Raw genomic sequence first — 20,883 nt, forward strand, 5'->3', positions numbered from 1 at the left:
GCCGAATGCAGCAACGCAGGTGCTTCATGAGAGCCGAATAAGGATGACCATAGCTATCGCAGGGACATGCGTTGCAACACAGAGGCAGCGGTCAAATGTCGCAGCAGCGCCCCTCGGCGCAACCGCGCCACGCTATGCTTTCTTGCCCTACCCCCTACTTTAGGAGCTCTCATGCAGAAAACCGTGCTTATCGTTGGCGCATCCCGCGGTCTGGGCCTCGGACTGGCCAAACAATTTTCCAGCGAAGGCTGGCAGGTAATTGCCACGGTTCGCAATTCGCAACAGGCCGACGCGCTCAGCCAGATTCCGCAGGTGAGTGTTGAAACCCTGGAGATGACCGATGCGACCAGCATCGAAGTGTTGGTCGAGCGGTTGGAGGGTGCACGGCTGGATGTGCTGTTCGTCAACGCTGGCGTCGCCGGCCCGCAGAACAAGCCGGCCACCCAGGCGAGCGAAGCGGAAGTCGGTCAGCTGTTTTTCACCAATGCCGTCGCCCCGCTGCGCCTGGCCGAGCATCTGCTGCCACGGGTGGATGACAAACAAGGCGTTGTGGTTTTCATGAGCTCGATCCTCGGCAGCGTCGAGACCGGTCCAGGCATGGGCATGTCGCTCTACGGTGCAAGCAAGGCCGCGCTCAATCACATGACTCGCACGTTCGTGGCGGAGTTGGGCGAGACCGGGTTGACCGTGCTGTCGATGCACCCCGGTTGGGTAAAGACCGACATGGGCGGTGAGCAGGCGCCGCTGGACGTCGAGACCAGTGCGCGCGGCATGGTCGAGCAAGTCACCAAGGCGCTAGGCAGTGGCGGCCATCGGTATCTGGACTATCAGGGAACTCCACTGCCCTGGTAAGGCCAGCAGACGCGACGCTGCCCTCTGCACCGGCACGCCTGGCCGCGGGCTCGGCGTCGCTTGAGCCCTGCCCTGGGCGCACTGACCTGGGGCACCGCATTCCATTCACGCACCACTTGCGCTCCTGCCGTACCCGCCGTCTGCCGCACTTGATCCCCTAGCGCCCGCCGTTTCGCCGATCTGTCCATCTGGTCAGCTTTTTGCAATTGGAGTGGCAGCCGCTACGGCTCTCGTCAGCACACACAGGAGCGTCATCCCTATGCATAAGAAATCACGGAGCACCTTGCTGCGCGGCCTTGCCGCCGCCATCGGCTTTACCACTGCATTGACCGCCGGGGCAGCAATCGCGGCCGATCCGCTGAAGGTCGGTTTCGTGTACGTCGGCCCGATCGGCGACCATGGCTGGACCTATCAGCACGAGATGGGCCGCCAGCATCTGGAAAAGGAGCTTGGCGAGCAGGTCGAGACCACCTTCGTGGAAAACGTGGCCGAGGGCGCCGACGCCGAGCGGGTGATCCGCAACATGGCCAAGGGTGGCTATGACCTGATCTTCACCACGTCCTTCGGCTACATGAACCCGACGCTCAAGGTCGCCAAGCAATTCCCCAAGGTGACCTTCGAACACGCCACCGGCTATAAGCAGGCCAAGAACCTCGGTACTTACCTGTCGCGCTCTTATGAAGGCCGTTACGTCGGCGGCTTCCTCGCGGCAAAGATGACCAAGAGCAAGAAGATCGGCTACATCGCCTCGTTCCCGATTCCTGAAGTCATCCGCGACATCAACGCCATTCAACTGGCGCTGGACAAGTACAACCCCGGCACCGAAATCAAGGTGGTGTGGGTGAACTCCTGGTTCGATCCGGGCAAGGAAGCCGATGCCGCCAACGCGCTGATCGACCAGGGCGTGGACGTGGTCTTCCAGCACACCGACAGCCCGGCGCCGATCCAGGCGGCCGAGCGCCGAGGCGTCTATTCGGTCGGCTACGCATCGGACATGGCCCACTTCGGTCCGAAGGCGGTGCTGACGTCCATCGTCAACGACTGGGGCCCGCACTACAGCAAGTCGGCTAAAGCGGTCATCGACGGTAGCTGGAAGCCGCAGGATTTCTGGGGCGGGTTGGCTGAAGAAACCATCAGCCTGCCGATCAGCGACCTGGTGCCGGCTGAAGTGAAAACCGAGGCGGAACAGATCATCGCCAGTATCCGCAGCGGGGCGTTCCACCCGTTCACCGGCCCGATCAAGGATCAGTCCGGCACCGTGCGCATTGCCGAAGGCGCCACCGCCAGCAACGGTGATCTGGCATCGATGGATTACTACGTAAACGGCATCAGCGCCGAGCTGCCGAAGTAAAACACGATCAGCCACAGCATCAGCCGCGCCCTCAGAGGCGCGGCCCCCGGAATTTGCCGTGCCGTCCCTCCTCACGGAGAACCGCTGGCAGAGGGCTGAGCCCTACACGGCTGCCGGTACGAGAAGACCGCAGCGATCATTCCCGGAGTCACCCATGAGCACACCACTCCCCATTATCGACATCGCGCCGCTCTATGCCTCGGACGAGGACGGCTGGCACGAGGTCGCCCGACAGATCGACTCGGCCTGCCGTGACTGGGGCTTTTTCTATATCCGCAATCATCCGATCAGCGCTGAGCGTATCGGCCAGCTGAAGGATGCGGCCGAACAGTTCTTTGCGTTGCCGGTCGAGCAAAAGCTGCAGATCGACATCACCAAAAGCAGACACCACCGCGGTTACGGCGCGATTGCGACCGAGCAACTCGATCCCGGCAAGCCCAGCGATCTTAAAGAGACCTTCGACATGGGTTTCCACATGCCGGCCGATCATCCGGACGTCCTGGCAGGCAAGCCGCTGCGCGGGCCGAATCGCCATCCCGATCTGGAAGGCTGGGAAGCGCTGTTCGAGCAGCATTATCGAGACATGCATGCGCTGGCTTGCACCCTCCTGCGCGCCGTGGCTAATGCGCTCGGCGTCGAGTCGGGCTTTTTCGATGAGCGCTTCGTCGAGCCGATCAGCGTGTTCCGCATGATCCACTATCCCCCACGCCAGACCGCAACGGCACCCGAGCAACAAGGGGCCGGCGCGCATACCGATTACGGCTGCATCACCCTGCTCTATCAGGACCAGGCTGGCGGCCTGCAGGTGCAGAATGTGCGCGGCGAATGGCTCGATGCGCCGCCTATCGAGGGGACTTTCGTGGTCAATATCGGCGACATGATGGCGCGCTGGAGCAATGACCGGTACAAGTCCACACCGCATCGGGTGATCAGCCCACTGGGCGTCGACCGTTACTCCATGCCGTTCTTCGCCGAGCCGAATCCCGACACGATCATCAGTTGCCTGTCCGGTTGCCAAAGCGAAGGCCATCCGCCCAAGTACCCGGCCACGACCTGCAGCGCCTACATGCTTTCGCGTTTCGCCGAGACCTATGCCTATCGGCGCGAGGCCTCAGCCGCAGCCGCAGCGACATGAGCTGCTCACACGCGCGAGGCGGAAAGAACCGTATCCGTGTCAGCATCGCTGCTCTAGAGGCGCACCAGGGAGAACGGGGGGCGAATCGCTCGCCCTCCGCTCAACCCAACCTGACCATACTCAGCCGCGCAGAGGCGCCTTGCGAACCGGCGCGCAATTGGCCACGTAATAGGCGGCCGTGCTGCGCGGCAATGGTTCACGTCCACGAATCCGGTCGGCGATCTTCTCGGCGATCATGATGGTGGTGGCGTTGAGGTTGCCGGTGATGATCTGCGGCATGATCGACGCATCCACCACGCGCAGGGCTTCCACGCCGTGGACACGCCCCTGACCATCAACCACTGCCATCTCGTCCGTGCCCATCTTGCAGGAACAGGATGGGTGATAGGCGGTCTCGGCATGCTCGCGGACGAAAGCGTCCAGATCCGCATCACTCTGGGCTTCCACGCCCGGGCTCAATTCCTTGCCACGGAAGGGGTCGAGCGCCGGCTGGTTGATGATCTCGCGCGTCAGGCGGATGCCATCGCGAAACTCCTGCCAGTCCTGATCATGAGCCATGTAGTTGAAGAGGATGCTTGGATCGACGTGAGGATCGGTCGAACGGATCTGAATCCGCCCGCGACTCGGTGAGCGCATCGAACCCACATGGGCCTGAAAGCTATGGCCGTCGTGTGCATTACTGCCGTTGTAGCTGACCGCCACTGGCAGGAAGTGGAACTGGATGTTCGGCCATTCGAACGCCTCGCGACTGCGAATGAAGCCCCCGGCTTCGAACTGGTTGCTGGCACCGATACCGGAGCCGAGAAAAAGCCACTCGGCGCCAATGGCCGGCTGGTTCCACCATTTGAGGGCGGGATACAGCGAAACCGGCTGCTTGCACTCGTACTGCAGGTACATTTCCAGGTGATCCTGCAGATTCTGGCCGACGCCAGGCAAGTCGTGAACCACTTCAATCCCGAGCCCCTTGAGCAACGACGCTGGACCGACGCCGGAGCGCTGCAGCACTTGAGGTGAAGCAATGGCCCCGCCGCACAGCAACACTTCACGACGAGCCTGAGCGACGGTGGCTTGTTCGCGGCCACGCAGGTACTTCACACCTACGGCGCGCTTGTTCTCGAAGAGCACGCGGTCGGTGACGGCATGGGTGACGATGGTCAGGTTCGGGCGGTCCTTGGCTTGGTCAAGGTAACCACGCGCCGTACTGGCGCGACGGCCATTGGGCGTGACAGTGCGGTCCATGGGCCCGAAGCCTTCCTGCTGGTAACCGTTGAGGTCCTCGGTCTGCGGATAGCCAGCCTGCACGCCCGCCTCGACCATCGCCTGGAACAGGACGTTGTTGCCGGCCTTGGGCGTCGTGACGCTGACCGGGCCGTCGCCGCCGTGGTAGTCGTTGGCGCCGATGTCGCGGGTTTCAGCCTTGCGGAAGTACGGCAGGCAGTCCAGATAGGTCCAGTCCTCCAGACCCGGCATGGTCGCCCAGTTGTCGTAGTCCAGGGCGTTGCCACGGATGTAGCACATGCCGTTGATCAACGATGATCCGCCCAACCCCTTGCCGCGCCCGCAATCCATGCGCCGATTGTTCATGTGGGGTTCTGGGTCGGTCTTGTAGGCCCAGTTGTAGCGCGTGCCTTGCAGCGGATAAGCGAGTGCTGCCGGCATCTGAGTGCGGAAATCGAGGCGGTAGTCAGGCCCGCCCGCCTCCAGCAGCAGAACGCTGACATCCGAGTCCTCCGTCAGGCGTGCAGCCAGGGTATTACCCGCAGAGCCGGCACCAATGATGATGTAGTCGTATTCCATGAATCCTCCTGTCGCGTTGGCGAGCGCCGCCCTGCGCTCGCCTCGGCCTGCTCGCTTAGAAAACCGACGCGAAGTCGCCCAGTTCAACCTGTACCGATTTCAATCGCGTGTAATGCGACAAAGAGGAGATACCGTTTTCGCGGCCGATCCCGGACTGCTTGTAACCGCCGACGGGCATCTGTGCGGCTGACTCACCCCAGGTATTGATCCAGCAGATTCCGGCTTCCATCTGATGGATGATCCGATGCGCGCGCACCAGATCCCGCGTGACCACACCGGCGGCCAGACCGTAGTCGCTGTCGTTGGCACGACGCACGGCTTCGTCTTCGTCGTCGTAGGCCAGGAGGCTCAGCACCGGGCCGAAGATCTCTTCACGGGCGATGATCATGTCATCGGTGCAGTCGCTGAAGATGGTCGGCTCGATGTAGGCGCCACGGCCGAAATCGCCGCTGGTGGCGCGTTCACCACCACAGAGCAGGCGCGCACCTTGCGACTTGCCCTTGGCGATATAGCCGAGCACGTTTTGCATGTGGGCGAAGCTGACCATGGGGCCGAATGTGGTCTGCTCGTCCTGCGGGTCGCCCATGCGGATGCGCTTGACCCGCTCGAGCAGCTTCGCTTCGAACTCGCTCAACAGCGAGCGCGGCACGAACACGCGGGTGCCGTTGGTGCAGACCTGACCGGAGCTGAAGAAGTTGGCCATGACAGTGATATCCGCGGCGCGATCCAGATCGGCGTCATCGCAGACAATCAACGGCGACTTCCCGCCCAGCTCCATGGTCACGTCTTTGAGTGAAGAGCTGGCGGCGCTGGCCATGACCTTCTTGCCAGTCGCGACACCGCCGGTAAAGGACACCTTGGCGATGCGCGGATGCTCGGTGAGCAAGGCGCCAATTTCGGCACCGGTGCCGGTCAGCACGTTGAACACACCGGCGGGCAAACCGGCTTCGGTGAAGATTTCGGCGAGCTTCAGCGCGCTCAGCGAAGTCACTTCGCTCGGCTTGAAGATCATCGCGTTGCCCGCGGCCAGTGCCGGGGCGGCCTTCCAAAGGGCGATCTGGATCGGGTAGTTCCACGCGCCGATCCCTGCTACCACGCCCAGCGGCTCACGGCGGGTATAGACGAAGCTGGTGTCGCGCAATGGGATCTGCTCGCCTTCGATGGTCGGCGCCAGGCCTGCGTAGTACTCGAGCACATCGGCGCCGGTGACGATATCGACGCTGCGGGTTTCCATCAGTGGCTTGCCGGTGTCGAGGGTTTCCAGCAACGCCAGCTCATCATTGCGCTCGCGCAGAATGTCGACCGCCTTGCGCAGCACCCGCGAGCGCTCCATGCCGGTCAGTGCGGCCCAGACCTTTTGGCCTTTCTCCGCGCTGACAACCGCTCGCTCAAGGTCAGCACGCGATGCCTGGGCCACTTCGGCAAGCACTTCGCCGTTGGCCGGATTGATGCTCTCGAACACCTGTCCACCGCTGGCCTCGACATAGGTGCCATCGATATAGAGTTGTTGCCGTGGATAACGGGCCATGATTTACCTCTTCGAATGTCCGAGTGGCAACGGCCGGATAAGCCGCTGCCACATTTCAGATGCCCACGACGAACCTGTAGGTTCGCCGTGATCGCGGTCAGGTGGCGCTTGTGGTGCCGGGTTCGGACGAGCCGTCCGCCAGGCTGCCTTTCTCGCGCTGCAGATGCAGGAACTGCATGTGGTGCTCGTAGTGATCGAGGATGTCTTCGATCAGCTGACGCTTCGAGTAGCCCATCAGGTCGTAACCCAGGCTGCCCTGACGCAGGTGTACCTCAAGCCGGTAATAGTGCGCACTGCTGCTGGAGGTGCGCACCGCAAAAGACGGCATGGAGCTGCGAACGGGCCAGATCTGGTAGGTGAAGTCCATCTCGCTGCCGAGATTCACGTTGAGGATCAGGTGCTCGTTGCCGGGCTCGCCTTCGACAATCTCCACCGGTACGCCCTTCTCGCCGAGCGCCTTCTGGATTTCTTCCATGGCCGGACGACATGTCTCCTTGAGGTAGCGGCGAATTTGCGACTGGCTCGGGAAGCTCATCGCCCGCGAGAGCCGCTGACTCCAGTTCATGTGGGCATGCTCGAGCGTCGCACGGCCGGACAGCTGGCCGGAGAGGCTCTTCTGGTAACTGTCCGCCATCACGCCTTCAACGTGCAGCGCCTTGAACAGGCCGACCATCATGAACAAGAGCACAATGGAGAACGGCAGTCCCATGATCACCACGGTGCCTTGCAGTGCGCTCAGCCCGCCGGCAATCAGCAGCGCCAGGGTCAGCACGCCGATGATCGCGGCCCAGAGTATGCGCATCCAGACCGGCGCATCGCTGTTCGCGTCCCGGAGAATCGAGGTGAAGTTGGACAGCACCAGCGAACCCGAGTCCCCCGAGGTCACAAAGAACACAATCGCGAGCACGGTGGCGACCGATGTCGTCAGGCCAGCCCAGGGCAAGCTCTGCAAAAACAGGTAGATCGAGGAGCCAGGATTGCTGACAGCCTGCGCGCCAAACTCGACGGCACCGTTCATGACCAGGTCGATGGCGCTGTTACCCATGATCGACATCCACGCCATCATGAAGGCCAGCGGCAGCAGCAAAGTGCCAACCACGAACTCGCGGATGGTACGGCCTCGCGAGATGCGCGCCAGGAACAGCCCTACGAACGGCCCCCACGCGATCCACCAGGCCCAGAAGAATACCGTCCAGGCATTCAGCCAGTCGGTCGGCTGGTCGTAGGCATAGGTGTCGAACGACAGGCTGATGAAGTTGGAAAAGTAGTCGCCGATGTTCATCACCAGCGCGTTGAGCAGGAAGGTGGTCTTGCCGGCGAACAACACGAACAGCAGCAGCAATACCGCGAGCAGCATGTTGAATTCGGAAAGTCGGCGGATGCCCCGCTCCACCCCGGTCGCCGCCGATATCGCCGAAAACACGACAATCAGCACGACCAGCACCCCCTGAGTCAGCGTGCTCTCAGGCACCCCGAAAATGTAATTCAGGCCGAAATTGAGCTGAATGATGCCAATGCCCAGGCTCGTGGCGATACCAAACACCGTGCCCAACACGGCGGCCGTGTCGACTGTATGCCCGATGGGTCCGTAAATGCCTTTGCCAAAGATGGGGTACAGCGACGAGCGGATCGAAAGAGGAAGCCCTTGGCGAAAACTGAAGTACGCCAGCGACATGCCCACAAGGGTATAGACGCCCCAACCAGACAGCCCCCAGTGCAGGAAGGTCAGCTCCATCGCGTGCCGGGCTGCCTGCGCGGTGCCGCCTACGCCTACCGGCGGCTCCAGATATTGGGTGATGGGCTCAGCGATACAGAAGAACAGCAAGTCGATGCCGATACCGGCGGAGAACAACATCGCCGCCCAGGTCACGACATTGAATTCCGGTTTCGAGTGGTCAGGGCCTAGCCTGATCTTGCCGTAACGCGAGGTCGCAATGACGATTACGAACAGCAAGTACACCAGCACGGCCAGGAAGTAGAACCAGCCAAAGGTGTTCGAAATCCAGCCTAAAACGGTATTGATGACCGTCAGGGAAGGCTCCGTGAAGAACATCGTCCAGATCGCAAACACTACGATGGCTACCGCCGAACTGTAGAAAACGACCGGGTTGATGCGATCCCGTGTTGAGTCGGTGTGATTGGGTGAGAGCTCAGCCTCGTTCATCAGTTCTATCTCCGGAACTTGTTCTGGCTTTTAGGACATCGCGAAGCGACGAATGCGGCTGCCACGTTTCGCGACTGCCAAAGCGGCTGCACTGCTGCTGCCTGATGCGGGCGACGTCAGGGGCGACGTGCCAAAAACCGCCGTATAGCTCTGGCGAGCACGGCGCTGGAAAGGGATAAAGCGTAGAGCCGTAAAACAAACCTAGCCTATGTTCGAAAAAGGGCGCGCATCCTACACGAATTTTCCAAACGCTGCATCTCCCGACCGCCTCCGCGCGAGGGAGGTTCGACTGCTAAAGAACGCATCTGTGGGGTCTAGCGCTGATTGGATCGATGTTGAAGTCCGGGTGCATGGCGCGAGCCGTTACCGCAACGAGTAAGATGGCAGGCTCCGCGCCTGGATGGTCAGCATGTCTTACTCCGTTACCCCAATCGGCTTCGTGCACTCCTGTTTCAAAGAGAAGTTCGCGATTCCGCGCCAGCCGCAGCTGGCGCCGGCTGCTCGCGGCGTGCTGGAGCTGGTCGCACCGTTCGACCAGCCCCATGCGCTGGAGGGCCTGGAACAGGTGAGCCATGTTTGGCTACTGTTTCTTTTTCATCAGGCGCTGGAGACTGAACCCCGGCTACGGGTGCGCCCGCCAAGACTGGGCGGCAATCGGATGGTTGGCGTTTTCGCCACACGTGCGACACACAGGCCCAACGGCATTGGGCAGTCGGTGGTAAAGCTCGACCGAATCGAGCCAGGACGCCTGCATCTATCAGGTATCGATCTGCTCGACGGGACGCCGGTACTGGACATAAAGCCTTACGTCCCCTACGCCGACGTGGTCAGCGATGCCCGTAACGGCCTGGCCGAGGACGCGCCCAGTCTCATCGCCGTGCACTGGACCGAATCCAGCCTGCAGCAAGCGCAGGGCGAAGCGGCAAGACTGGGCGAACCTCTGCAAGCCCTGATCGAGCAATGCCTGGCGCAAGACCCGAGACCGGCCTACCAGACCCCGGCTCCAGAACGCCGTTACGGTACCCGCCTGTGGGACGTTGAAGTTCGCTGGCATTACCCCGACCCGTCGAGCATAACTGTATTGGAAGTGACACGAGCGGCCAGCTAGGCTGAGCTGAACGCGCGGAAAACCGCTCAGGAACGCCCTGCGTAGCGGCTCGAGCAGTTGCCTCTCCAGCCCGGCGCACACGACAGGTGACCGTCATGCCCACATTCGTCGGTATCTACATTTACCCCGACGTCGAGGTGCTCGACTTTACCGGGCCCTACGAGGTGTTCAGTACCGCGACGCGATTGGCGTTGCGCAACGGTCAGCCACCGCCCTTCTCGACCTCGACCATCGCTGCACGCAAGGGCCTGGTTCGCGCCAGGGCCGGGCTGGTGGTGCAACCCAACTACAACTTTGCCAACCATCCGCCCATCGATCTGCTAATCATTCCGGGCGGCGTGGTTACGAGCGAACTGGAAAACCCCGAGGTGGTGCGATGGATCGAGAAAGCCGCCGCGCAAGCCGGCCTCACCGCCTCGGTATGCACCGGCGCCTTCATGCTGGCAAAAGCCAACGTGCTGTACGCGCACAAGGTGACCACGCACTGGGAAGACGTCAGCGAGCTGAAAGCAATGTTTCCGTTGCTGAAGGTGGTCGAAGGCTGTCGCTGGGTGGACACCGGCCGCTACGTGACCTCGGCCGGCATCTCTGCCGGTATCGACATGAGCCTGCATCTGGTCGAGCGAATCGCTGGCCGAGAGCTGGCCGAAGCCACCGCCCGGCAGATGGATTTCGATTGGCGTAAAAACAACTGACCCACAGCGACGCCACATCGTCCACGGGTCTTTACACTACTTGGGCGACGGCGTAAGCAGCAGCCGCTGGGTGCCGTAGACCTTGTCCAGATTCTCGGATTTGAACGGGAAGCTCATATAGCCGCCCTTCAACCAGGCCTCGATGCCGTCTGCGTAGTGGGGGCTGGCCGGGTTGCCGGACTGACCCGTACTGTTGAGGCCGATCATGGGCTCGTCACGGCCGAAGTCGACAATGATCCGCATTGCCGGAATCAGCCAGGTATCGAAATTGTCGCCCCAGCGGTAGGCCGATACGTTCAATGTGCTGTGATCACCACCAGCCGGGGCCGGGCCACGGTCCAGATAGCCGCTGATCGCGTTGATGCCGGCGCGCTGGCTGGTCGACATGTAGGGCGCCAGTTGCGTAGTGCCGGTCTTCCAGGTGTAGGTATGCAGCTGCCCCCATTGCCATGCATTCCGGTCAGTACCAAGGGCAGCTTCCATGCGAACGACCGAAGCGGCAAGCGAACGCGCCAGAATGGCAGGCTTGTCTTCTTTGCCCGGTGTACCGATGTCGTCCCAGAAAGGGCTGTCGTCGCGGCTGAGCAGATGATCTGCCTGCGCCGAATAGGAGGCGTTTGCGGTTTCGACCAGCGCCTTCCATGCAGCACTGCTGTCTGGCCCTAGCTCGTCGAGAAAAGTCTGGCGCGCCGTTTCCATCAGGAACGCTTCATACAGCGCGGCGTCCGCCGAGCCGGCGGCCAGCCTGCCATCGAAGCGCAAAAGTGTCGAAAGCGCCTCACGTGCCCGGCGCCGATCCGGCTCGCCCAGTGCGTCGATGGAGGCTTTCAGCGGCTCTGCCATTCCCGGTGCCTGCAGCATGGTCTGCAGCTTGGCAGCAAAGGTCGTGGTCTGATCGTATTGCATCGCGATCACGCTGCGAGTGTCCTGCTTGCCTTGCCCAAGCAGAGCGGCCATGCGCTCGGCACGATCCGGGTAGTACCAGGAATTGGAAAGCTGCATGCCGTAGCCCTTGGGTACTGTGCGCTGATTGGCAGTACCCAGCCAGCCCTGCACCGGGTCCTGGTCGTAGGGATGCAACATCGGATCAGCATAACCATCCCAGTCATAACGCCCTTCCCAACCGGGCGACGGGACCAGGCCCAAGCCCTCGCGACGGTTGGGATAGCGCCCGGTGACCTGCCAGCCGGTACTTTGCTGGTCAGCAAACACAATGTTCAGCGCCATTGCACGGATGTCACGAGTCGCCTCGAACGCCTGATCAACGGATTGCGCACGGGTCAGGTCGAAAAATGCGTCCAGCGACTGATCCGCTTCGAACTGGTTGGTTTTCAGGGCCAGCCCGTAGCCACTGCTCAACTGCAGCGGCTGCAACGGGTGTTTGCGCTCGCCTAGAGCGCTGTTGAGCAGCGGGCCGTTGCGTGTCTCGTAGATCGTTTCACGAACTGGGCGTGCGCCCTTGATAAAGAAGGTCTCGTTTCGCTCGCGCGCCGGCACCCACTTGCCATCGGCCAGATAGAGCAAGCGGCCGCCCTCGCGCCGCACCTGTTCAAGAAACAGATCTTGGGTATCGCCCATGACCATGGTCATGCCCCAACCCAGCTTGCCGTTGAAACCGGCGACCACGGCCGGCACGCCGGCAATCGTCACGCCTGCAGCCTGGAATTTCGGCGAGCGAATCTGCACGAAGTTCCAATACGACGGCATCGACAGCGGCAGGTGAGTGTCGTTGGCCAGGATCGGTTTGCCGCTGCGCGTATTGCTGCCGGAAACGGCCCAGTTATTCGAAGCGGCAACGCCCAGCATGTTGAGCGATGCCACTTGAGTGGCAGCGCTATCGAGCGCTGCAAGCCCAGCGATAGCGCCACTGAGCTTCAAGCCTTTGAGCTTGTCGACTTCCTCGAATGGCAACGCCTCATCCGGATAGGTGGGCAGCAGCCAGGCGACCTTATCCGCACCGACTTTCTGCGCCATGACCAGCGATGCGATTTCTTCCTGAAGATTAACCGCCAGGCCGAAGTTCAACAGACAGAACACCAGCGCCGAATCTTCAGCCTTCCAGTATTCGGGGGTATAGCCCGTGGCGGCCAGATCCATCGGCAACTTGTCGCGATGGCGGAACAAGTAGGCGTTAACGCCCCTGGCATACACCTCGAAGAAGCGTTTCATCCGAGGCGAGCTGTCCCGGTACAGCCCCGCTGCGCTCTGCCGAAGATTCACGGCACGCATGAAGCGGTCTACTTCAAGTACGCCAGGACCGGCCATTTCAGCCAGGCGCCCTTCGGCCATAAGCCGCATGCTGACCATCTGGCTCAGGCGGTCGGTGGCATGCACATAACCCAACCCGAACAGCGCGTCGTGAAAGTTCGCCGTTTCGATCAACGGCATTCCCAACGTATTGCGACGGATGCTCACACTCTTGTCCAGACCGGTAATCGCCTGGACGCCACTAGCAGGCGGCAAGCTGTCGCTATAGCGACTGTCCAGATAGGCCTGGCAGCCGCTGAGGGCTCCACCTACAAGTGCGGCGCCCAAGAACAGGCGAACCAGAGAAAACGGCAGACGCAATGGCATCAACGGCTCCTTGCAGGCAGGGCAGTACGAGTATGAAAAGGATGTGATCAGCCGTCGCGGTCAGGCGGCTTGGTGATTCTTCGGCAGTGCTTCATCGAGCAACCAGCGGGCGGAGCGGCGCGCCTCGGCCTTGTGCTGCAGTTCGAGCGCGCTGAAGCGGGCTTCATGATGGCGACGCTCGGAGCGATCCAGCGCTTTCCAGGCGTCATGCGTCGGCACCTGCGCGGTCTCAGCGAAGAGCACCTGGAAAACCTGGCAGCGCGGATCCTGGCCTAGCGTGGAGTCGTAGTTGTCCAGCAGCACCTTGATCCGGATCGCGCCTTCGATCAACGGCACCTGCTCGTCAAGCAAGCTACCGGCCAGTACGCGCAGATCCGCCGCAAGCGCTGCATGCTGCTGCGCCTGCATTTCCGCCAGCTGCTGCTCCCTACGCCACACCTTGCGCCATAGATGCAGGGCGTATCCCGCCAGGGCCACGATCAGCAGCAGGCCAGCTATGAGCAACAGTGTGTTGATGGGAGTCATGCGCGGATCAGGCTCCGTGGCACTTCTTGAACTTCTTTTCGCTACCGCAGGGGCAAGGATCGTTCCGACCAACATCCTTCAGCGGATTGCGCACCGGGTCGTGGCTGTGATTGCAATGCGGGCCGTGAACATGACCATGATCGTGGTGTGCGTGGTCGTGGTCGTGGTCGTGATTGCAATCGGGACCGTGCACGTGGGTTTCGTGGTTCATCGGTACTACTACTCCGGGATAAAGTTGCCAGGGATTATCTCGCCATTGGTGGAGATGTGCACGCGCCGCCCGAGCATCAGGCCCGTTTTCAACTCACCATCCAGACGATAGGCAATGGGACGGTCCGGTTTTTCCAGCAAGCGAACAATGTATTTCATGTGCCGCCAGAGATTGGTATGGATCGGCACCTCGTAATACTCGAAGCCGTTTCCAGCCACAGTTGTCCAGCCACTGGACTCACCGCTCGCCAGCTCGATGTCGTTGAGGTGCACTTTATAGACCAGGCCGCGAACAGGAAGGCTTTGTTCGTTGGGATTGTCGATGCGAAAGCGCAGCATGAACTCCTGCTCGAGCAGCCTGGCCTTGATGATTTCAACGTTTTTGAGTTGAACGCGAGGATCCCGGAAATCACTGCTGAACCAAGTTGAACAGCCTGCAAGGCCGGCCAGCAGACTCAACAACATCACCGTTCTGGATATTCTTCTTATAGGTGCGTGGCAAAGCATTCCGGTACTCCAAAGGACGGCCAAGTGTAGCAAGCAGCGGATCGCCCGCAATGGGTGTTGGACGAAAATAGCAGCGATACGCTACGTCTTTACTACCGTTCTTTTTGAGTCCGCCAGCCCATCGCGCCAGTTCAGCCTGCGCACACTCGCTCGCCAAGGCAGCACGCACATCCTTGTACTCAACCCACCAGCGCGCGTGCCAGTACCGTACGTACCTTGACGATCCCTTCAGCCAGCGCGGCCTCGATATCGGCCATGGTGATTATCCCACTGGCCTTTCCAGCAGCAGGATTAACGACCAGTGCCAGACAGGCATATGGAAGCTCCAGCTCACGCGCCAATACTGCTTCCGGCATACCGGTCATCCCGACGATATCGCAACCATCGCGCTCCATCCTGGCGATTTCGGCAACCGTTTCTAGCCGCGGCCCCTGAGTGCAGCCATACACGCCATGGCTGCTGAACAGATAACTCTCAGCTGCCAGACCGCCTATCAGGCGCTGACGCAGGCGTTCGTTATAGGGATAGCTGAAATCGACATGGGTGACATGCTCGATGTCGCCCTCGAAGAATGTGTGCTCACGGCCATAGGTGTAATCGATGAGCTGGTGAGGCACACAGAGATGGCCGGCACCCATGGCTGGATGAATGCCACCAACAGCGTTCACTGCGATGATCGACTCTGCGCCCGCGCGTTTCAGAGCCCACAGATTGGCGCGGTAGTTCACCTGATGTGGCGGAACCCGGTGAGGGTGCCCGTGCCGGGCGAGAAATAGCACTTCATGACCGGCATAGTCGCCACGCAGAATATCGGCCGACGGCGGACCGTACGGCGTCTCGGCGGGAACAGCTTCACGCAGGGTCAGCCCCGGCAGCTCTGTAAGCCCGGTGCCGCCAATAATGGCATGGACAGTCATCTATGTTCCTTGGTCAAGCAATCAGCTCAGCGGCTCTGAGCGCAGCAATGGAGGCCTGCCAGCGTGGGTCCTGTTTATACTCCGACGAGTCGGCCGCGCGGCTGCGCATCTTGCCTAAGACCGCGGATGGCCGCACTCCAAGCCGCTGCAGCGCCGACAGCGCCAACTCCGCGGCGCCTCGATCGTTGCATACCAGCCCCATGTCGCAACCCGCTGACAGCGCTGCTTCTATCCGGCTCGCGGCATCACCGGCCACATGCGCCCCGGCCATCGACAGGTCATCACTGAAGATCACGCCGCGAAAACCCAACTCGCCGCGCAGGACATCCTGTAACCAGCGCCGAGAAAACCCAGCGGGCCTGTCGTCGACCTGCGGATAGATCACATGGGCTGGCATTACAGCGTCAAGCTTGTCCGCCAACCTGTAGAACGGAACAAGATCCTGACCGCGAAGCTCATCCAGTCCGCGTTCGTCGACCGGTATCGCCACATGGGAATCTGCCTCGGCCCAGCCATGACCGGGGAAGTGCTTACCAGTGGCGGCCATTCCGGCACTGTGCATGCCGTTGATGAAAGCATCTGCAAGCTCACTGGCGCGTAGCGGATCTCCCTCGAAAGCACGCGAGCCCACCACCGCGCTGCGCTGATAATCAAGGTCCAGCACAGGCGCGAAACTGAAATCGAGTCCAACGGCGAGCACCTCGGTCGCCATGATCCAGCCACAGGCTTCTGCCAATTCAACGGCATTGGCATGCGAGGCAAACTCTCGCATCGCCGGTAGCCGGACGAAATCACGCCGCAGCCGCTGGACACGCCCGCCCTCCTGATCGACCGCGAGCAAGAGGTCAGGCCGCACCGCTCGAATGGCGCGGCAAAGGGCCTCGACCTGACGCGGATTTTCGATGTTGCGGGCAAATAAAATTAGCCCACCGACTTCCGGCTGGCGTAATAACTGGCGATCCTCGGCAGTGAGCCAGGTACCAGCGACGTCCAGCATCAAAGAGCCTTGCATGTTAGTCAGCGAATCCTTAATTGATCGTTGCGCTCGACCATTCCGGACATGCCGCTTCGCCGATGTGCACGGCACAACCAGCGGGCACACGAGGAAACAGATCGAGCAGGTCGGCATTGCGCATTCTGATACAGCCATGCGAACGCGGTATGCCCATTGGCTCAGAGTCAGGCGTGCCATGCAGATAGATATAGCGACGGAAGGTATCCACCGAGCCCATCCGGTTATAGCCAGGCTCGCAGCCGCTTAGCCAGAGAATTCGGGTCAGAATCCAGTCACGGCCAGGAAACTGGTCATGCATGTCGGCATTCCAAACCTCGCCGGTCCAGCGTCGTCCACGCAACACGGCGCCCAAAGGCAGGCCCTCACCAATCCGCGCACGCACCCGGTGGCGACCCCGGGGCGTACAGCCAGAGCCATTACGCTCGCCTGCCCCATTAAGCGCAGTCGAAACTGGCAACCGGAGCCGCAGGCGGGAACCGGTAAAACCGTAAAGCATCTGGTCAGCGATCGAGACGTGAAGAAAATCGAGGTCAGTCATGGGCGGCTAGCTTAGCTGATCGCGCCCCGAGGATGCACCCTAGCCCTTAGCTGGCATAGCCAGCGCGTTACGCCGGGCAATCGGATGGGCCTGAGCCAGCCCAGGATCAGCCACACCGGAATCGGCCCGCATGCCGGCCGCGAGGAACGGCACCATCATGCGCATGACCTGCTCGATTGACGTCCTGGCGCCAAAGTCGTTCTCGGCAATGGCCCGTAGAGCCTTGATGCCGGACATGCTGAATGCCGCAGCGCCAAGCATGAAGTGCACACGCCAGAACAACTCAATGGGTGGGATCGACGGAGCGGCCTCGTGGACTCGATGCATATAGCGGCGGAACACCTTGCCGTACATGTCTTCCAGGTAACGACGCAGATGGCCCTGGCTCTGACTGAACGAAAGCCCCAGCAGGCGCATAAAAATGGACAGATCGTCGCCACTGCGTGGCGTCACCGCCAGTGCCTGCTCAACTAGAATCTCAAGCAACTCCTCGAGACTTTCTTTTCTGTCGGACTGGGCCTCACGCCTGTCGAGCTCACGTTCGAGGCTCAAGCAGAACGGACCCAGAAAACGCGAGAAAACCGCTTGAATAAGAGCTTTTTTCGAGCCGAAGTGATAATTCACCGCGGCCAGGTTGACGCCGGCTTTGCTGGTGATCAGACGCAGCGACGTCTCGGCGAACCCCTTCTCAGCGAATAGCTGCTCCGCCGCATCCAGAATACGCTCGACTGTTTCAGACTGCGCCATGCTTCTCCCCCGACAAACATCTGTTTGAAACTTACGTTTCAACCTACCCCAAGTCAACCAACATAGCGCCAAATAACTCTGGCGACCGGTTCAAAGCGCATTCAAAGATAGCCTGCGGCTGCTTCAAACAACGATTGCCAAGCATCCAGCACTGTATATAATCCCAGTCACTGTATAAAAGAACAGAGGCCCTTTGATGATCAAGCTGACCCCACGCCAGTCGGAAATTCTCGCCTTCATCAAGCGCTGCCTTGAGGACAACGGCTATCCGCCGACGCGTGCCGAGATCGCTCAAGAGCTGGGTTTCAAGTCGCCCAATGCCGCAGAGGAGCACCTCAAGGCCTTGGCTCGCAAAGGAGCCATTGAGATGACGCCCGGCGCCTCCCGCGGGATACGTATTCCAGGGTTCGAACCGGCTACTGAGGAAAATGGACTTCCAGTAATCGGCCGGGTGGCCGCCGGGGCGCCAATTCTCGCACAGCAGCATGTCGAAGAATCTTGCCAGATCAATCCTTCATTTTTTCAGCCGAAGGCTGATTACCTGCTGCGTGTACACGGTATGAGCATGAAGGATGTCGGCATCTTCGATGGTGATCTGTTGGCGGTCCATACCACGCGTGAAGCGCGTAACGGACAGATTGTCGTGGCCAGAATCGAGGACGAAGTAACCGTTAAGCGTTTCAAGCGCGAAGGCAGCAAGGTCTGGCTGCTCGCTGAAAACCCCGAGTTTGCGCCTATTGAAGTTGATCTCGAGCAGCAAGAGCTTGTTATCGAAGGTTTGAGCGTCGGCGTAATACGCCGCTAAGGAGAGGTTCATGCAGTACCATCCCCAACCCACCGCAGGCAAACCACCGCAGCTTTCCTTGTTCGAAGGGCTGATCGCGCATCGCCTGACGCCCTTCGGCGAGGTAGCGCGCGCCCCGCAGCCCGCGGATGACTGCCTTAGCGAAATGACCCTTACCGGTAGCGGGGATCACTGCCGCCAGTTGCTGGCTCCAATGCTGCGCGAGCTCAGTGAGGCGGCTGATACGCGCTGGCTCACACTGATTGCTCCACCGGTATCACTTTCACAGAATTGGCTGCGAGAAAACGGCCTGAATCGTGACCGTATCCTGTTGCTGCAGGCGCGTGAAAGTCAGACTGCGCTTGAGCTGGCGTGCAAGGCATTGGTGTCAGGCTGCAGCCACACGGTGATTACCTGGTTCCCACGCCTCGACAAGGCGTCCCGGCTGAAACTTCGGGTGGCGGCCGCTCAGGGTAATGCGCAAAGTTTGAACATACGTCTGGGTAGCTGATACGTCCCAGCCATTCGGCATAAGGATGTGCCGAAGCCCGCCCGCAGCCGTAAAGCAGTCCAAGCATTCCACCTCTCAATGCAATACCCGCGAGCCCTCTTCCTCCCGCTCGAAATCACCCTCTGACACCCGCCCCGCCATTTGCACGCCAATGTTGAACATTGCCTTGGCGATTTCGACGTGCTGCCCCTGCAGGAACGCCTTGGCATCGTCAGAAAAATCCAGCGTGACCAGTACGCCTTCGTCCTCGGCGCGACGCAGCACAATGCTGCCGTCGGGTAGCTCGACGATTTCCAGAAAAGACGTTGGCATGATCATGCTCCCGTTCAAACGGCGCATTGTAACAGCCACCCGGCCTGCGGGCAGCTTTTGGGTTTCGCTGCCGAGACACATTGCTGAATTTTCAGACACTCTCGCCCAGACAGAAAGCAGATGCGCAGCAACGCGGCCAGCCGTTAGGATGGCGGTCTACCGTGGACCGGACCGCTGGATGACCATCAAAACCTTGCTATTGACGGCCCTGGCCATGCTTGCATTCGCTGGCAACTCACTGCTTTGTCGCGCGGCACTTCGCGACAGCCAGATCGATCCGGCCAGTTTTACTGCACTGCGTTTATTTGCCGGAGCAGTGGTGTTGTGGCTTTTGCTGTGCCTGAGAAGACGATCTTCGTCGACCTCCGGTAGCTGGCGAGGCGCCTTGGCACTCTTCGCCTATGCAGCCTCCTTTTCCTATGCCTACCTCAACCTTGACGCAGGCGCCGGCGCGCTGCTGCTGTTCGGGGCTGTGCAGTTGAGCATGATCGCCTGGGGGATGCTTCACGGTGAGCGATTGCATTGGGGGCAGAGTGCCGGAATGCTTATGGCAGGCGCTGGCCTACTCACGCTTCTGCTGCCTGGCACGAGTACACCGCCGCTATCGGCTTCTCTGCTGATGGTGCTGGCGGGCGCTGCGTGGGGCGCCTATTCGATATTAGGCAAAGGTACGCCTGATGCACTGGCTGCTACTGCGGGTAACTTCGTTCGGACCCTGCCAATTGCCATCCTGTTATGCCTGCTGGCGCTGAACAGCCTGAAATGGGACAGCACAGGAGTGATCTATGCGCTGCTGTCTGGCGGCTTGACCTCCGGCATCGGCTACGCCATCTGGTACGCAGCGCTCCCGGGCCTGGCGGCCATCCAGGCGGCCACCGTACAGCTGAGCGTGCCACTTCTAACAGCCCTGGCGGGAAGCCTGTTGCTAGGGGAGCCCTTGACCGGAAAGTTGCTGGTCGCCGGCTTTGCGATTCTAGGCGGCATTGCTCTAGTCCTAAGGTTCAAGCAGCGCACCTGATGCAACGGCGGCCCCCTGCCGTTGCGCGCTTATTCGCTTACCACTCGGTCAGTGACTCGCGAAAGCGTAAGGCCAGCTCTTTCAAGCTGCGCCGCCAAGCCTCCAGCTCTTCCCGTGCCAACGCCGGCACCTGTTCATCGACACTGACTGCCTCGATCAACGGCATGGTGGGATCGGTCTTGGCTTTGGCTGGCGTACGAGGCGGCTCGAAGAGTACCGAGTAAGCTTTCAGCAGCTTTGCTAACCAGGTTTCGGAATGCTCGGCCAGCTCAATTAGCTCAGCCAGCTCCGGGCTTGATGAAGCGCCTTGCACTGAGGGCACCAGCAACAGCTCCGGACGCGGCGCACTGGCTTCGGGCAGGCGATAGTAGCCGGCGATCTCATGACACAGGCCCAACAACGCGCCGTACAGTTGAAAAAGGCTAGCCTCGCGCTCGGCCTGAATCAGACCTGGCGCATTCATCGCGCCTTTCTCTTCAGCCCGCCGCCAGTTTTCGAGGGCCAGTCCGGCGAAGTAGATTTTCTGATTGGTGCGGGTGTACAGCTCATGAGCCATGGCGACGGTCTCCCGAGAGTTGAAACGCAATGAGTCGAA

At 60.8% G+C, this 20,883-nt stretch carries 21 protein-coding genes; 8 read left to right on the forward strand and 13 right to left on the reverse strand.

All coding sequences use genetic code 11. The annotated features are described in order from the left end of the window. Positions 1-171: 171 nt before the first annotated feature. The 3 genes from ACSSNI_RS12440 (at position 172) to ACSSNI_RS12450 (ending at position 3,338) form a co-directional block, all read left to right on the forward strand. A complete protein-coding gene (locus tag ACSSNI_RS12440) occupies positions 172-852 on the forward strand; it encodes an SDR family oxidoreductase (protein WP_200637996.1) in 681 nt (226 codons plus the stop codon). Positions 853-1,111: 259 nt separating this feature from the next. Next, positions 1,112-2,203, forward strand: coding sequence for a BMP family ABC transporter substrate-binding protein (locus tag ACSSNI_RS12445; RefSeq protein WP_148924873.1), 1,092 nt, complete (start codon positions 1,112-1,114; stop codon positions 2,201-2,203). 154 nt (positions 2,204-2,357) lie between these two features. Beyond that, positions 2,358-3,338: a 2-oxoglutarate and iron-dependent oxygenase domain-containing protein gene (locus ACSSNI_RS12450; protein WP_200637992.1), complete on the forward strand. Its 981-nt coding sequence runs from the start codon at positions 2,358-2,360 to the stop codon at positions 3,336-3,338. Between the two features lie 120 nt (positions 3,339-3,458). Here ACSSNI_RS12450 and betA read toward each other — a convergent pair whose 3' ends face one another. The 3 genes from betA to betT form a co-directional block, all read right to left on the reverse strand. Next, positions 3,459-5,135 (reverse strand): choline dehydrogenase, encoded by a 1,677-nt coding sequence (betA, locus tag ACSSNI_RS12455; RefSeq protein WP_200637990.1) that lies wholly within the window; start codon positions 5,133-5,135, stop codon positions 3,459-3,461. A gap of 55 nt (positions 5,136-5,190) precedes the next feature. After that, entirely contained in the window at positions 5,191-6,663 is a 1,473-nt protein-coding gene (betB, locus tag ACSSNI_RS12460; RefSeq protein ID WP_200637988.1) for a betaine-aldehyde dehydrogenase, read from the reverse strand. A gap of 97 nt (positions 6,664-6,760) precedes the next feature. Continuing rightward, positions 6,761-8,827 carry a choline BCCT transporter BetT gene (gene betT / locus ACSSNI_RS12465; protein ID WP_102834636.1) on the reverse strand — a complete coding sequence of 689 codons (2,067 nt, stop codon included), beginning with the start codon at positions 8,825-8,827 and terminating at the stop codon, positions 6,761-6,763. 409 nt (positions 8,828-9,236) lie between these two features. On the opposite strand from betT, the gene tsaA reads away from it, so the two are divergent. Together tsaA and ACSSNI_RS12475 are read left to right on the forward strand one after the other, a co-directional pair. Next, positions 9,237-9,935, forward strand: a complete 699-nt coding sequence (gene tsaA / locus ACSSNI_RS12470) for a tRNA (N6-threonylcarbamoyladenosine(37)-N6)-methyltransferase TrmO (protein WP_200637986.1) — start codon at positions 9,237-9,239, stop codon at positions 9,933-9,935. A gap of 95 nt (positions 9,936-10,030) precedes the next feature. Next, complete coding sequence (locus tag ACSSNI_RS12475) at positions 10,031-10,630, forward strand: DJ-1/PfpI family protein (RefSeq protein ID WP_200637983.1); 600 nt, start codon at positions 10,031-10,033, stop codon at positions 10,628-10,630. Between the two features lie 36 nt (positions 10,631-10,666). Here the strand turns inward: ACSSNI_RS12475 and ACSSNI_RS12480 are convergent, their stop codons facing one another. The 8 genes from ACSSNI_RS12480 to ACSSNI_RS12515 all read right to left on the reverse strand — a co-directional run bounded on the left by ACSSNI_RS12480 (position 10,667) and on the right by ACSSNI_RS12515 (position 17,663). Then, entirely contained in the window at positions 10,667-13,204 is a 2,538-nt protein-coding gene (locus ACSSNI_RS12480) for a penicillin acylase family protein (RefSeq protein WP_200637982.1), read from the reverse strand. Positions 13,205-13,264: 60 nt separating this feature from the next. Further along, positions 13,265-13,729: a DUF2489 domain-containing protein gene (locus ACSSNI_RS12485; protein WP_200637981.1), complete on the reverse strand. Its 465-nt coding sequence runs from the start codon at positions 13,727-13,729 to the stop codon at positions 13,265-13,267. Positions 13,730-13,736: 7 nt separating this feature from the next. Next, positions 13,737-13,940 (reverse strand): SEC-C metal-binding domain-containing protein, encoded by a 204-nt coding sequence (locus ACSSNI_RS12490; RefSeq protein ID WP_200637980.1) that lies wholly within the window; start codon positions 13,938-13,940, stop codon positions 13,737-13,739. Between the two features lie 8 nt (positions 13,941-13,948). Then, positions 13,949-14,446 carry an LEA/WHy family protein gene (locus ACSSNI_RS12495; protein ID WP_418952666.1) on the reverse strand — a complete coding sequence of 166 codons (498 nt, stop codon included), beginning with the start codon at positions 14,444-14,446 and terminating at the stop codon, positions 13,949-13,951. 179 nt (positions 14,447-14,625) lie between these two features. Further along, positions 14,626-15,363, reverse strand: coding sequence for an S-methyl-5'-thioinosine phosphorylase (locus ACSSNI_RS12500; protein WP_200637978.1), 738 nt, complete (start codon positions 15,361-15,363; stop codon positions 14,626-14,628). Between the two features lie 13 nt (positions 15,364-15,376). After that, positions 15,377-16,375, reverse strand: coding sequence for a beta-N-acetylhexosaminidase (gene nagZ / locus ACSSNI_RS12505; RefSeq protein WP_200637977.1), 999 nt, complete (start codon positions 16,373-16,375; stop codon positions 15,377-15,379). A 16-nt stretch (positions 16,376-16,391) separates the two neighbouring features. Beyond that, the gene (locus ACSSNI_RS12510; RefSeq protein WP_200637975.1) at positions 16,392-16,916 is read right to left on the reverse strand and encodes a L,D-transpeptidase; all 525 of its coding nucleotides are present in this window, start codon (positions 16,914-16,916) and stop codon (positions 16,392-16,394) included. Positions 16,917-16,955: 39 nt separating this feature from the next. Then, positions 16,956-17,663: a TetR/AcrR family transcriptional regulator gene (locus tag ACSSNI_RS12515; RefSeq protein WP_102834646.1), complete on the reverse strand. Its 708-nt coding sequence runs from the start codon at positions 17,661-17,663 to the stop codon at positions 16,956-16,958. A gap of 196 nt (positions 17,664-17,859) precedes the next feature. On the opposite strand from ACSSNI_RS12515, the gene lexA reads away from it, so the two are divergent. Then, positions 17,860-18,468, forward strand: a complete 609-nt coding sequence (gene lexA / locus ACSSNI_RS12520; RefSeq protein WP_200637973.1) for a transcriptional repressor LexA — start codon at positions 17,860-17,862, stop codon at positions 18,466-18,468. Between the two features lie 10 nt (positions 18,469-18,478). Further along, positions 18,479-18,958, forward strand: coding sequence for an SOS-induced cell division inhibitor SulA (gene sulA / locus ACSSNI_RS12525; RefSeq protein ID WP_102834648.1), 480 nt, complete (start codon positions 18,479-18,481; stop codon positions 18,956-18,958). Between the two features lie 75 nt (positions 18,959-19,033). On the opposite strand, the gene ACSSNI_RS12530 is transcribed toward sulA, so the two are convergent. Then, positions 19,034-19,270 carry a hypothetical protein gene (locus ACSSNI_RS12530; RefSeq protein WP_102835015.1) on the reverse strand — a complete coding sequence of 79 codons (237 nt, stop codon included), beginning with the start codon at positions 19,268-19,270 and terminating at the stop codon, positions 19,034-19,036. Between the two features lie 178 nt (positions 19,271-19,448). On the opposite strand from ACSSNI_RS12530, the gene ACSSNI_RS12535 reads away from it, so the two are divergent. Next, entirely contained in the window at positions 19,449-20,288 is an 840-nt protein-coding gene (locus ACSSNI_RS12535; RefSeq protein ID WP_159968570.1) for a DMT family transporter, read from the forward strand. Positions 20,289-20,325: 37 nt separating this feature from the next. Here the strand turns inward: ACSSNI_RS12535 and ACSSNI_RS12540 are convergent, their stop codons facing one another. Further along, positions 20,326-20,844: a DUF6586 family protein gene (locus ACSSNI_RS12540; protein ID WP_148924859.1), complete on the reverse strand. Its 519-nt coding sequence runs from the start codon at positions 20,842-20,844 to the stop codon at positions 20,326-20,328. Positions 20,845-20,883: the final 39 nt, after the last annotated feature.

The sequence above is a fragment of the Stutzerimonas tianxiuensis genome, from assembly GCF_053470365.1.

Excerpts from the sequence above, each read along its gene's own strand:
- lexA (WP_200637973.1), top strand. The coding sequence starts at position 17,860 with ATGATCAAGCTGACCCCACGCCAGTCGGAAATTCTCGCCTTCATCAAG.
- ACSSNI_RS12530 (WP_102835015.1), bottom strand. The coding sequence starts at position 19,270 with ATGCCAACGTCTTTTCTGGAAATCGTCGAGCTACCCGACGGCAGCATT.
- ACSSNI_RS12500 (WP_200637978.1), bottom strand. The coding sequence starts at position 15,363 with ATGACTGTCCATGCCATTATTGGCGGCACCGGGCTTACAGAGCTGCCG.
- sulA (WP_102834648.1), top strand. The coding sequence starts at position 18,479 with ATGCAGTACCATCCCCAACCCACCGCAGGCAAACCACCGCAGCTTTCC.
- nagZ (WP_200637977.1), bottom strand. The coding sequence starts at position 16,375 with ATGCAAGGCTCTTTGATGCTGGACGTCGCTGGTACCTGGCTCACTGCC.
- ACSSNI_RS12475 (WP_200637983.1), top strand. The coding sequence starts at position 10,031 with ATGCCCACATTCGTCGGTATCTACATTTACCCCGACGTCGAGGTGCTC.
- ACSSNI_RS12540 (WP_148924859.1), bottom strand. The coding sequence starts at position 20,844 with ATGGCTCATGAGCTGTACACCCGCACCAATCAGAAAATCTACTTCGCC.
- ACSSNI_RS12440 (WP_200637996.1), top strand. The coding sequence starts at position 172 with ATGCAGAAAACCGTGCTTATCGTTGGCGCATCCCGCGGTCTGGGCCTC.
- ACSSNI_RS12450 (WP_200637992.1), top strand. The coding sequence starts at position 2,358 with ATGAGCACACCACTCCCCATTATCGACATCGCGCCGCTCTATGCCTCG.
- ACSSNI_RS12485 (WP_200637981.1), bottom strand. The coding sequence starts at position 13,729 with ATGACTCCCATCAACACACTGTTGCTCATAGCTGGCCTGCTGCTGATC.
- ACSSNI_RS12495 (WP_418952666.1), bottom strand. The coding sequence starts at position 14,446 with ATGCTTTGCCACGCACCTATAAGAAGAATATCCAGAACGGTGATGTTG.
- ACSSNI_RS12480 (WP_200637982.1), bottom strand. The coding sequence starts at position 13,204 with ATGCCATTGCGTCTGCCGTTTTCTCTGGTTCGCCTGTTCTTGGGCGCC.
- ACSSNI_RS12510 (WP_200637975.1), bottom strand. The coding sequence starts at position 16,916 with ATGACTGACCTCGATTTTCTTCACGTCTCGATCGCTGACCAGATGCTT.
- ACSSNI_RS12515 (WP_102834646.1), bottom strand. The coding sequence starts at position 17,663 with ATGGCGCAGTCTGAAACAGTCGAGCGTATTCTGGATGCGGCGGAGCAG.
- ACSSNI_RS12445 (WP_148924873.1), top strand. The coding sequence starts at position 1,112 with ATGCATAAGAAATCACGGAGCACCTTGCTGCGCGGCCTTGCCGCCGCC.
- tsaA (WP_200637986.1), top strand. The coding sequence starts at position 9,237 with ATGTCTTACTCCGTTACCCCAATCGGCTTCGTGCACTCCTGTTTCAAA.
- ACSSNI_RS12490 (WP_200637980.1), bottom strand. The coding sequence starts at position 13,940 with ATGAACCACGAAACCCACGTGCACGGTCCCGATTGCAATCACGACCAC.
- betA (WP_200637990.1), bottom strand. The coding sequence starts at position 5,135 with ATGGAATACGACTACATCATCATTGGTGCCGGCTCTGCGGGTAATACC.
- betT (WP_102834636.1), bottom strand. The coding sequence starts at position 8,827 with ATGAACGAGGCTGAGCTCTCACCCAATCACACCGACTCAACACGGGAT.
- ACSSNI_RS12535 (WP_159968570.1), top strand. The coding sequence starts at position 19,449 with ATGACCATCAAAACCTTGCTATTGACGGCCCTGGCCATGCTTGCATTC.
- betB (WP_200637988.1), bottom strand. The coding sequence starts at position 6,663 with ATGGCCCGTTATCCACGGCAACAACTCTATATCGATGGCACCTATGTC.